The sequence below is a fragment of the Pseudomonas sp. GW821-FHT03C07 genome, assembly GCF_059420925.1.
Map to the genome: position 1 here is coordinate 391,148 of NZ_JBWKUQ010000005.1, position 11,732 is coordinate 402,879.

Below are 11,732 nucleotides of genomic sequence, written 5' to 3' on the forward strand. Positions count from 1 at the left end.
CCCCGATAGGGGAATTGGCGGGCAGGTGACGAGCGCCTAGAGTGGCGGCACATTTCAAATACGCAGACAGAGAGGGATTATGCGCGCGCGCGAATGGGGAATCACCCTGGGCCTGGGAACACCGGGTCCACTCAATGCCATCACCGATGTGCCGGGGGTACGGGTCGGTCACAGTACGCTGAAGAGCGAAATCGACGGCAAGCAGGTACGCACCGGGGTGACGCTGATCCAGCCACGAGCCGGGGTGGCGCGGGCGCAACCCTGTTTTGCCGGTTGCCATGTGCTCAACGGCAATGGCGATGCCACGGGGCTGGAGTGGATTCGCGAAGCCGGGCTGCTGACCACGCCGGTGGCGATCACCAATACCCATAGTGTGGGTGTGGTGCGCGATGCGCTGATCGCCGACGAGCGTGACAGCCTGGCGGACCCGGCAGTGTACTGGTGCATGCCGGTGGTCATGGAGACCTATGACGGGGTGCTCAACGATATCTGGGGCCAGCATGTCGGCCCCACGCAGGTCCGTGAAGCGTTGGCCGATGCCAAGCCCGGGCCGGTAACTGAAGGCGCGGTGGGGGGCGGTACCGGGATGATCTGCCACGAGTTCAAAGGGGGTATCGGCACTTCGTCACGGCGTTTGCCGGCAGCGCAGGGCGGCTGGATCGTCGGTGCATTGGTCCAGGCCAACCATGGCAAACGCCAGGAGCTGCGGGTGGATGGCTATCCGGTCGGTCGCCAGTTGCTGGACATCCCGTCTCCTTTCGCCCGCCGCGGCAGTCCGGGGATGGGCTCGATCGTGGTAGTCCTCGCCACCGATGCACCGTTGCTGCCTCATCAATGCCAGCGCCTGGCGCAACGGGCCTCTATCGGTATCGCCCGTACCGGTGGTGGCACCGAGGACTCCAGCGGCGATATCTTCCTGGCCTTCGCCACCGGCAACGAGCAAATACCGACGGCCGATTACGGGCGCAAGGACCGGCCTTTCAGCAGCCCACTGACGATGGTCAACAATGACCATATTTCCCCGCTGTTCCTGGCGGCCGCCGAAGCGGTGGAGGAGGCGATCATCAATGCTCTGCTGGCCGGCGAGGACATGACCAGCGCCGATGGAACAGCGGTGCCGGCGTTAAAGGGCGAAGTTGTCCTGAATGCACTCAGGACATGCGGGTGGCCGGGAAATGTATAAGTAAGGAAATGACTACTCGGTCATTTATTGAGGCACTTCGCATGTGTATTCTTGTGGCTTGAAGTTTTCCGAAAGTCTGCTTGCTGGAGTCGGTCGTTATTGTCAGAAAAAACTTTCACGACATAAACCAATGTTTGTAGGCGTTTTCCTTGTTTGGGCGATTTGCTATCAAAAAAACGCTGGACGTTTGATTTCAGATTGTGTCAGTTTCTCGCTGCCTTCAAAAAGGGCGAGTGATAGGATGATCTCGCCAAGGGATTGTCGCTATCTGACAAAAACTGTTTCACTTGCAAACAAGGAAGTGTGTTTATGTCGAAAGTCAAAACCAAAGCTATTGTTTCCCCGGAGGCGGCACTGGCGGCCAACGGTACAAGTTCCGCCTTTAACCAGATCGATAGCTTCAGCCATCAATACGACCGTGGCGGCAACCTCACGGTCAATGGCAAACCCTCCTACTCCGTCGATCAAGCCGCCACGCAACTGTTGCGTGACGGTGCCGCCTGGCACGATCTGGACGGCAGCGGCAAGATCGAACTGACCTACAGCTTTCTGACTTCCCAGACCTCGAATTTCAGCGGTCTGGGCGTCACCGGGTTCAGTCAGTTCAGCGCGTTGCAGAAGTCGCAGGCCGTTCTGTCCATGCAATCCTGGGCGGACGTGGCCAACGTGACCTTCACGGAGGCCGCGAAAGGTGGCGATGGTCATATGACCTTCGGTAACTACAGTGGCGGACAGGAAGGCGCGGCCGCATTCGCCTTTCTGCCGGGAACCGAGCCTGGCTACGACGGCCAGTCCTGGTACCTGACCGGCAGCGGCTACAACGTCAACAAGACGCCTGGCCTGAACAACTACGGTCGCCAGACCCTGACCCATGAGATCGGCCATACCCTCGGCCTGGCTCATCCCGGTGACTACAACGCCGGCGAAGGCAACCCGACCTACAATGACGCGTCCTATGCTCAGGACACCCGCGGCTACAGCGTCATGAGTTACTGGAGCGAGAGCAACACCAGCCAGAACTTCAGCAAAGGCGGGGTCGAGGCTTATTCCTCGGGCCCGCTGATGGATGATATCGCGGCGATCCAGAAACTCTACGGCGCCAACTACAGCACCCGTGCCGGTGATACCACCTATGGGTTCAACTCCAATGCCGGTCGCGACTACCTGAGCGCCACCTCGTCTTCGGACAAGCTGGTGTTCTCGGTCTGGGACGGTGGCGGCAATGACACCCTGGACTTCTCCGGGTTTACCCAGAACCAGAAGATCAACCTGCATGACGGCTCGTTTTCCGACGTTGGCGGCATGGTGGGCAATATCTCCATTTCCCAGGGTGTCACGATCGAGAACGCCATCGGCGGTTCGGGCAACGACCTGCTGATCGGCAACGACGTGGCCAACGAACTGCGCGGCGGTGCCGGCAACGACATCCTCTACGGGGCTGGCGGTGCCGACAAACTCTGGGGTGGTTCGGGCAGCGATACCTTTGTGTTCGCCGCCGTTTCCGACTCGGCGCCGAATGCCGCCGACCGGATCATGGATTTCACCAGTGGCCAGGACAAGATCGATTTGTCCGGGATCACCCATGGTTCGGGCCTGACCTTCGTCAACGCATTCACCGGCCATGCCGGCGATGCTCTGCTGACGTATGCCTCGGGCAGCAACCTGGGTACCCTGGCGGTGGACTTCTCCGGACACGGCGTCGCCGATTTCCTGGTGACCACCGTGGGTCAGGCAGCGGTCACGGATATCGTGGCTTGAGTTGATGCGGTACGGGCAGCGCTGCAGCGCTGCCCTCTGGCCCGGTAGTCGATACCCATGATCAAGACCTGTGTCCGCAGTATCTATTCGACGTGGCTGATGGCTGCGTTTCTGACGTTTTTTGGAGCAGTCACCATGGCGAGAAGCCTGATCCTGACCCCACCCGAGGCCCTTGCCGGTCAGTGGCGGATGTACCCCGAAGGTGAACAAGCCAAGGCCTGCGAGCTTGACTTGGTGCTGCAATCACCACGCCTGGCTGGCGACCTGGCGTGCATCGCCGGCTGGTTGGGCGAGCGCCCGGCCAATTGGGAGCCGACGCCCGATGGCCTGTGGCTGTATGGCGCCGAAGGCTCCGGAATCGTGCACTTCAATCGGCAGAGGGCGGACCGTTATGAAGTGCGTTTGAAGAGTGGCAGCGTTCTGGTGCTGGTGCGCGGTACGTCCTGAGTATTCAGAGGCAAATCGATTAAACGGTCACTGGATGTCCAGTGTCTGTTAGTTGTTTTCTTGTTCAGTCTTTAATGAGTCGCGAAAGAACGGCTCCTGTTGGAAGTACCTATATTCCCGAGCGGCTCGCCGGCCATCGAATAAAGGTACGTATCCGGCTGTCCGTAAACTTCAAGGAAGAGAGATGAACCCGCCGAAAATGATGTCCGGGACACCTTTGATCCGTGTCCTCGGCGATTATAAAAGTGTCCTGCTCAGCGTCGGTTGTTTCACCGCGCTGATCAATCTGTTGATGCTGGTGCCTTCGATTTACATGCTCCAGGTCTATGACCGGGTATTGACCTCACAGAATGAAACCACCTTGGTGATGTTGACCCTGATGGTGGTGGGGTTCTTTGCCTTTATCGGGCTGCTGGAAGTGCTCCGCAGTTTTATCGTGATCCGCATCGGCAGTGTCCTGGAGCGGCGCCTGAACCTGCGGGTCTATCAGGCGGCCTTCGAGCGCAACCTGTTGCGCGGCGAGGGACACGCCGGCCAGTCCCTCGGCGACCTGACCCAGATTCGCCAGTTCCTTACCGGGCCGGCGCTGTTCGCCTTTTTCGACGCCCCCTGGTTTCCCATCTATCTGCTGGTGATCTTCCTGTTCAATCCCTGGCTGGGGGTCTTCGCCAGTGTCGGCGTCTTGCTGCTGATTGCCCTGGCCTACCTCAACGAGTCGATGACCAAAAAGCCCCTGAGCGAAGCCAGCGGTTATTCGCAGCGTTCGACTCAGTTGGCCACCAGTCACCTGCATCACGCCGAAACTATCCAGGCCATGGGCATGCTCGGCGCGCTGCGCACGCGCTGGTTCCAGGTGCACTCGAGATTTCTCGCGCGGCAGAACCGCGCCAGCGATACCGGGGCGGTGCTTACTTCCCTGAGCAAGATGTTGCGCCTGTGCCTGCAATCGCTGGTGTTGGGCCTGGGCGCGCTGTTGGTGATCAAGGGCGAGATGAGCGCCGGGATGATGATCGCCGGCTCCATCCTGATGGGGCGGGTGCTCAGCCCCATCGACCAGTTGATTGCGGTGTGGAAGCAGTGGAGCACGGCCAAGCTCGCCTACCAGCGCCTGGACAGTCTGTTGCGCGACTTCCCAGAAGTAGAAGGGCAGATGAGCCTGCCCGCGCCCCAGGGCCAGGTGGCCTTTGAACAGGTCAGCGCCGGACCGCCGGGCAAGCGTATCGCGACCCTGCACCAGGTGAGTTTCAGCCTGGCCCCCGGTGAAGTGCTGGGGGTGCTCGGCTCCTCCGGCTCGGGCAAGTCGACTCTGGCCCGGGTGCTGGTGGGCGTCTGGCCGACCCTGGGCGGCACCGTGCGCCTGGACGGTGCCGACCTGCACCGCTGGGACCGCGACGATCTCGGTCCACATATCGGTTACCTGCCCCAGGACATCGAGTTGTTCAGCGGCACCATTGCCGAAAACATCGCCCGGTTTGCCGAGGTCGATTCAGCGAAGGTGGTCGAGGCGGCGCGCCAGGCCGCTGTGCACGAATTGATCCTGCGTCTGCCTCAGGGCTACGACACCTTGCTCGGCGAAGACGGTAGCGGCCTGTCCGGCGGACAGAAGCAGCGCGTGGCGCTGGCCCGTGCGTTGTATGGCGGCCCGCGCCTGGTGGTGCTGGACGAGCCCAACTCCAATCTCGACGTGGTTGGTGAAACCGCCTTGACCCAGGCGATTGCCCAGCTCAAGACACGGGGCTGCACGGTGGTTCTGGTGACCCACCGTTCCACCTCCCTGACCCAGGCGGACAAGTTGCTGGTGCTCAACGAAGGTCGCTTGCAAGCCTTCGGCAGCAGCGCCGATGTGCTCAAGGCACTCTCGGCCGGCGTGGCACCGCCACCCCAATCAACCCGCGAGACCGCGACTCCGGCCGGCGTCAGCCTGAGCCGACAGTATCCGGCGCCGACGCGCAGCAGCGGCGCATGAGCAAGGACAGCACGATGCAGATCAGTACCCCTGTTGAATACCGGGAACACGATGCCCGGTTCTTTGCCCGTCTGGGCTGGTGGTTGGCGCTGGTGGGCGCTGGCAGCTTCTTTCTCTGGGCGGCCCTGGCGCCGCTGGACCAGGGCATTGCGGTGCAAGGCAGCGTGGTGGTGTCCGGCAAGCGCAAGGCGGTGCAATCCCTGGGCGGCGGCGTGGTCAGCCGGATCCTGGTGCGCGAAGGGCAAGTGGTGCATCAGGGCCAACCGCTGTTTCGTCTCGACCAGACCCAGCTGTCGGCCGATGTGCAATCACTGCAGGCCCAGTACCGCATGGCCTGGGCCAGTCAGGCACGCTGGCAGAGCGAGCGCGATAGCCTGCCGCGGGTGGTGTTTCCCGCCGAGTTGAGCAGCGATCCCGACCCACGCCTGGCGCTGGTGCTCGAAGGCCAGCGGCAGTTGTTCAGCAGCCGTCGCGAAGCCTTTTCCCGCGAGCAGGCCGGTATCCGCGCCAGTATCGATGGCGCCGCTTCGCAACTGGCCGGTATGCGCCGGGCGCGTAGCGACATGCTGGCCCGCGCCGACTCCCTGCGCAGTCAGCTGGATAACCTCAAACCCCTGGCGGACAGCGGCTATATCCCGCGCAACCGCCTGCTCGACTACCAGCGCCAGTTGTCCCAGGTGCAACAGGACCTGGCACAGAACAATGGCGAAAGCGGGCGGGTCGAGCAGGGCATTGTCGAGTCGCGGCTCAAGCTCTCCCAGCACGGTGAGGAATATCAGAAGGAGGTCCGCGGCCAACTGGCCGAGGCCCAGCTCAAGACCCTGACCTTGGAGCAGCAACTGCGTTCGGCGGGTTTCGATCTGCAACACAGCGAGATCAGTGCGCCAGCGGAGGGCATCGCGGTCAACCTGAGCGTACACACCGAAGGCGCGGTGATCCGCGCCGGGGAAACCCTGCTGGAGATCGTGCCCCAGGGCGAGCGCCTGGAAGTCGAGGGACACCTGCCGGTCAACCTGGTGGACAAGGTCGGCAGCCATCTGCCGGTGGATATCCTGTTCACCGCCTTCAACCAGAGTCGCACGCCACGGGTGCCTGGCGAAGTCAGCCTGATCTCCGCCGACCAGCTGCTCGATGAAAAGACCGGCGCACCGTATTACCTGCTGCGCACTTCGGTGAGCGACATGGCCCTGGGAAAACTCAACGGGTTGGTGATCAAGCCGGGCATGCCCGCCGAGATGTTTGTGCGTACCGGCGAGCGCTCACTGCTCAACTATCTGTTCAAACCGCTGCTGGACCGCGCGGGTTCCGCGCTGACCGAGCAATAGGATGTTCCACCGAATGAAGACACTGTCGATGATCGCGGCAACGCTGTCCCTGTTGGTCAGCACCGGCAGCCAGGCCATGGGGCCGTTCCAGGTTTATGAGCAGGCGCTGCGCAATGACCCGGTATTCCTCGGCGCGCTCAAGGAGCGCGATGCCGGCCAGGAAAATCGCGTCATTGGCCGCGCCGGCCTGCTGCCGAAGATTTCCTACAACTACAACCAGGGCCGCAACGATTCACGGGCCACCTACCTCAGCGAACGCGGCAACGCCCATGAGGATCGCCACTACACCAGCTCCGGTTCCACGCTGATGCTGCAACAACCGCTGATCGACTACGAGGCCTATGCCAATTACCGCAAGGGCGTGGCGCAAGCGTTGTTCGCCGATGAAACCTTTCGCGGCAAGAGCCAGGAGCTGCTGGTACGGGTCCTGACCCATTACACCCAGGCGCTGTTTGCCCAGGACCAGATCGAGATCGCCCAGGCCCGCAAGAAAGCCTATGAAGAGCAGTTCCAGCAGAACGAGCAGTTGTTCCGCCAGGGCGAGGGCACGCGCACTGATATTCTCGAGGCGGAGTCGCGTTTCGAGTTGGCCACTGCCGAGGAGATCGAGGCGCGCAACGAACAGGACGCCGCCTTGCGCGAGCTGGGGGCGCTGATTGGCGTACCGTCGGTGGACGTTTCCGAACTGGCGCCGCTGGCCCAGGCTTTTCAGTCGTTTCCCCTGGAACCGGCCAATTTCGATACCTGGCACGCCATGGCCCTGGAGAACAACCCGACCCTGGCCTCCCAGCGCCAGGCCCTCGAAGTGGCCCGCTATGAAGTGGAGCGCAACCGCGCCGGGCATCTGCCCAAGCTCAATGCCTATGTCAGCGTGCGCAAGAGCGAGTCCGACAGCAGCAACACCTACAACCAGCGCTACGACACCAACACCATCGGTTTCGAGGTGAACGTGCCGTTGTTCGCTGGCGGCGGGGTCTCGGCGTCAGTACGCCAGGCCAGCGCCAACCTGGAGCAGGCCGAGTACGAACTGGACGGCAAGACCCGCGAAACCCTGATCGAGCTACGGCGCCAGTTCAGTGCCTGCCTGTCGGGCGTGAGCAAATTGCGCGCCTATCAGAAGGCCTTGAATTCGGCTGAAGCCCTGGTGCTGTCGACGAAGCAGAGCATCCTCGGCGGCGAGCGGGTCAACCTCGATGCGCTGAACGCCGAGCAGCAGCTCTACAGCACCCGGCGCGACTTGGCCCAGGCGCGCTACGACTACCTGATGGCCTGGACCAAATTGCATTACTACGCGGGCACCTTGCGCGAAACCGACCTGGCCAGGGTCGATGAGGCCTTTGTGCGTCAATAATTCCAACCAGCAAGGAGGCAATACCATGGGTGTGTTTGACTATAAAAACCTAGGGACCGAGGCTTCAAAAGCGCTGTATTCCGATGCGCTGGCGATCACCTTGTATTCCTACCACAACCTCGATAACGGCTTTGCCGTGGGCTACCAGCAGAATGGCTTCGGCCTCGGCCTGCCGGCGACCCTGGTCAAGGCCCTGCTCGGCGGCACGGATGCCCAGGGGGTCATCCCCGGTATACCGTGGAACCCGGATTCGGAGAAAGCCGCGCTGGTGGCGGTGAATGCGGCTGGCTGGACACCCATCAGCGCCGCGCAACTGGGCTACGGCGGCAAGACCGACGCCCGCGGCACCTTCTATGGCGAGACGGCCGGCTACACCACGGCGCAGGCGGAAATCCTCGGCAAGTACGACGCCAGCGGACACCTGAGCGAGATCGGTGTGTCCTTCCGTGGTACCAGCGGGCCGCGGGAAAGCGAGATCAGCGACAGCATCGGCGATGCGATCAACGACTTGCTGGCAGCCATCGGACCCAAGGATTACGCGAAGAACTACAGCGCCAACGCCTTCGAAGGCTTGCTCAAGAGCGTGGCGAGCTTTGCCGCGGCCAACGGTCTTTCCGGCAAGGACGTGCTGGTCAGCGGCCACAGCCTGGGCGGGCTGGCAGTCAACAGTGTGGCCGACCTGAGCCAGGACCATTGGGGCGGTTTCTACAAGGACGCCAACTATATCGCCTTCGCTTCGCCGACCCAGAGCGGCGCGGGCCCCCAGGTGCTGAATATCGGTTATGAAAACGACCCGGTGTTCCGCGCCCTCGATGGCTCCAGCCTGACCCTGGCAACCCTGGGCGTGCACGATGCGAACAAGGCATCGGCGACCAACAATATCGTCAGCTTCAACGACCATTACGCGTCCGATGCCTGGAACCTGCTGCCGTTTTCCATCGGTAATGTCGCCACCTGGATTTCCCACCTGCCGACGGCTTATGGAGATGGCCTGAACCGGGTGCTGGGGTCGCAGTTCTATGACCTGACCAGTAAGGACTCGACCATCATCGTCGCTAACCTGTCGGACCCGGCGCGGGACAAGACCTGGGTGCAAGACCTCAATCGCAACGCCGAAACCCATAGCGGCAGCACCTTTATCATCGGCAGCGAGGCCAATGATCTGCTCAAGGGTGGCCGTGGCAACGATTACATCGAAGGGCGTGGCGGCGACGATACTTTCCGGGACGACGGTGGCTATAACATCATCCTCGGCGGCAAGGGCAACAACACCTTCGACCTGCAGAAATCCCTGGGCAGCTTCGATATCGCCAATGATGGCCACGGCACCTTGTATATCCGCGATGCCGTGGGCGGTATCACCATCGCCCAGAATATCGGCACGCTGGTCAGCAAGGAGTCGAGCCTGGTGTTCTTCAACAAGGACGTGGCCCATGTGGTGGGCAACCAGAGCTTGTCCGAGGGGAGCTACGTCAACTCGCAGGTGGGCAGCGATGGGACCGATACACTGATCGCGAAGTCTTCGGGGGAGTGGCTGCTGGGTAATGGCGGGGACGATCATCTGGTCGGTGCGGTCAAGGGCGGCAACCTGTTTATCGGTGGCGCGGGGAATGACCTGATGGACGCGAAGGGCGGCGGTAATACCTTTCTGTTCAACGGCTTCAATGGCGCGTTCGGCCAGGACAAGATCACCGGCTTCCAGGCGTCCGACAAACTGGTGTTCATGGGTTATGCCGATTCCCAGGGACACACTATCCAGGAGCACGCCAAGGTGGTGGGGCACGATACCGTGCTGACTTTCGGGGCGGATTCGGTGACGCTGGTGGGGGTAGGGCTGGATGTGCTGAAGGGGGCGAGTGTAGTTATCGCCTAACGCGGTGAATGGGATATCGCAATCGCTGCGGTGCGGCGTCCCGACAACCATAGAATCTCCCACAGTTCGGTGTTGAACACCGATGCTATGTCCGACAGAAATCCTGTGGGAGCCGGCTTGCCGGCGATTGCGGCCTCAAGACCGCCAAAAGCTTCGCTGGCAAGCCATGCTCCTACAGGTTTTATGGCAGCTTCAACAACACATAATCGTTCTTGTCGAAGCGCTGGCTGAGCACCGGGACCAGATCGCCGATGGTCGTGCCTTTCAGTGCTTCGTAATGGTCCTTGTCCATCATCACCCAGGCCGGTCGCGCCACGCCCTGAAGTTGCTCGGGGGTTTCGCTGAAGATCGGCTGCAGATCGCTCTCGGCATTGACCATGAACTTGATTGCCCGTCCATCCTTGCCCACCGCATGCATGACCAGCGGTGCCGGGTCCTTCTGCATCAACTGCTGGGTGGCCTGGGTAAAGCCGCGAGTGTCATAGGCCACGCGCTCAGTCGGTTCGACAATCAGGATATAGCTGCTCCACAGCGCCAGGACCGCACAGCCGGCCAGCCCGAGTGCACGCCAGCGGGCGTTGAACAGCGCCAGCACGGCGATCACCTGCAAGGCCCCGACCAGATAAGGTGCGACGCCCAAGGTCGGCAGTTCCTCGGGAAAGCGCCGATGCAACATGAACATCCCGGCGATCAGCAGGCCCGGGAGGATCAGCCAGAGCCCCTGCATCAGCCCACGCAACCAGGCGAACAGACGGCCCTTGGCAACCTGGAACGGATAGGCGGCGACGATCGCCGCCATCGGCACCATCGGCAGGATATAACGGGCTTTTTTCGCCTGGGGCACGGACAAACCGAGCATCACGATCAAGCCGGCCGCGACCGCATAGAGGGTCAGTTGCAAGGCCGGTCCACGATGTTGGCGACCGGTTGCGAGGATGGCCACCAGTACCAGTACCGCCAATGGATAAGCCAGGGCGTAATTACCAAAGGCACTACTGAAGTAATACAGCGTTCCGCTGGAACCCGCCGAGCCATCCATGCGGCCGGTGAACTGCATGCGGATCACTTCCTGAAGGAAGGCCGGGCCGCCATCCAGCGAGGCCAGCCACAACAGCAGGCCGATGCAGGCCGCCAGCAGGAACAGGGCCTGGAAGCCGAACACCAACAGCCGGCGCCATTGACCGCTGAGCAGGTAGAAGCTGCAGAGCATGCCGGTGGGGATCACCAGGCCCATCGGGCCGCGAATGGCAAAGCCCAGTACCAGCAGCGCCAGGAGCAGCACGCTGCGTTTCGGCGCGGCGTAGTATCTGGCGGCATAACCCAGGTAGAACACCGCCAGGGACACGGCGGCGAGCATCTGGTCCAGGGATACGGCACGGGTTTCAATCAGGAAGTTGTTGGTCAACAACAGCAGGGCGATGCTCAGCAGCGCCCAGCGTGGCGAATGCGGGGCCACCAGCCGGTACATCAGCACCACGATCCAGGCCGAAGCCAGAGCGCTCGGCAGCCAGGCGGCGAGGGCGTTGACCGTGCCGAACGGCAGCGCAAGCAACCAGATCAACAGGGTGGAAAACGCCGAATAATCCGGATACGGCTCGCCATAGGTGGTTGGGAAGAAACTTGGGCCATGGCGCAGCATTTCCTCGGCGAACAGCACGAAGCGCGAGTCAAAGCCGATGGCGGCTTGCTGATAGACGCCGGCGATAAACAACAGCAGGGCTACCAGACCCAGGCCGAGGGATTGGCGGTTCAGGGTATTGCGGGATGGGGACGTCAATGTCACGGCCGTGAACCTGAAAAAAACGGGCGAGCCCGTTAGGAACGAAAAC

General features: G+C 61.8%; 8 protein-coding genes. 7 read left to right on the forward strand and 1 reads right to left on the reverse strand.

The genetic code is table 11. The annotated features are described in order from the left end of the window. The first annotated feature begins 79 nt into the window (after positions 1 to 79). From AC07VG_RS13490 to AC07VG_RS13520, 7 genes are all read left to right on the forward strand, one after another. On the forward strand, positions 80 to 1,183 hold the full coding sequence (locus AC07VG_RS13490) for a DmpA family aminopeptidase (RefSeq protein WP_495002203.1): 1,104 nt from the start codon (positions 80 to 82) through the stop codon (positions 1,181 to 1,183). A gap of 309 nt (positions 1,184 to 1,492) precedes the next feature. Continuing rightward, complete coding sequence (locus AC07VG_RS13495) at positions 1,493 to 2,941, forward strand: serralysin family metalloprotease (protein WP_495002204.1); 1,449 nt, start codon at positions 1,493 to 1,495, stop codon at positions 2,939 to 2,941. Between the two features lie 135 nt (positions 2,942 to 3,076). Continuing rightward, a complete protein-coding gene (locus AC07VG_RS13500) occupies positions 3,077 to 3,388 on the forward strand; it encodes a protease inhibitor Inh/omp19 family protein (protein WP_495002205.1) in 312 nt (103 codons plus the stop codon). Between the two features lie 184 nt (positions 3,389 to 3,572). Continuing rightward, on the forward strand, positions 3,573 to 5,354 hold the full coding sequence (locus tag AC07VG_RS13505) for a type I secretion system permease/ATPase (RefSeq protein WP_495021331.1): 1,782 nt from the start codon (positions 3,573 to 3,575) through the stop codon (positions 5,352 to 5,354). Continuing rightward, complete coding sequence (locus AC07VG_RS13510) at positions 5,351 to 6,679, forward strand: HlyD family type I secretion periplasmic adaptor subunit (protein WP_495021332.1); 1,329 nt, start codon at positions 5,351 to 5,353, stop codon at positions 6,677 to 6,679. The genes AC07VG_RS13505 and AC07VG_RS13510 overlap by 4 nt, the downstream gene beginning before the upstream one ends. A gap of 1 nt (position 6,680) precedes the next feature. Beyond that, positions 6,681 to 8,030 (forward strand): TolC family outer membrane protein, encoded by a 1,350-nt coding sequence (locus AC07VG_RS13515; protein ID WP_495021333.1) that lies wholly within the window; start codon positions 6,681 to 6,683, stop codon positions 8,028 to 8,030. A 25-nt stretch (positions 8,031 to 8,055) separates the two neighbouring features. Beyond that, the gene (locus tag AC07VG_RS13520) at positions 8,056 to 9,903 is read left to right on the forward strand and encodes a polyurethane esterase (RefSeq protein WP_495021334.1); all 1,848 of its coding nucleotides are present in this window, start codon (positions 8,056 to 8,058) and stop codon (positions 9,901 to 9,903) included. Positions 9,904 to 10,084: 181 nt separating this feature from the next. On the opposite strand, the gene AC07VG_RS13525 is transcribed toward AC07VG_RS13520, so the two are convergent. Next, a complete protein-coding gene (locus AC07VG_RS13525) occupies positions 10,085 to 11,680 on the reverse strand; it encodes an ArnT family glycosyltransferase (RefSeq protein ID WP_495021352.1) in 1,596 nt (531 codons plus the stop codon). Between the last annotated feature and the right edge of the window lie 52 nt (positions 11,681 to 11,732).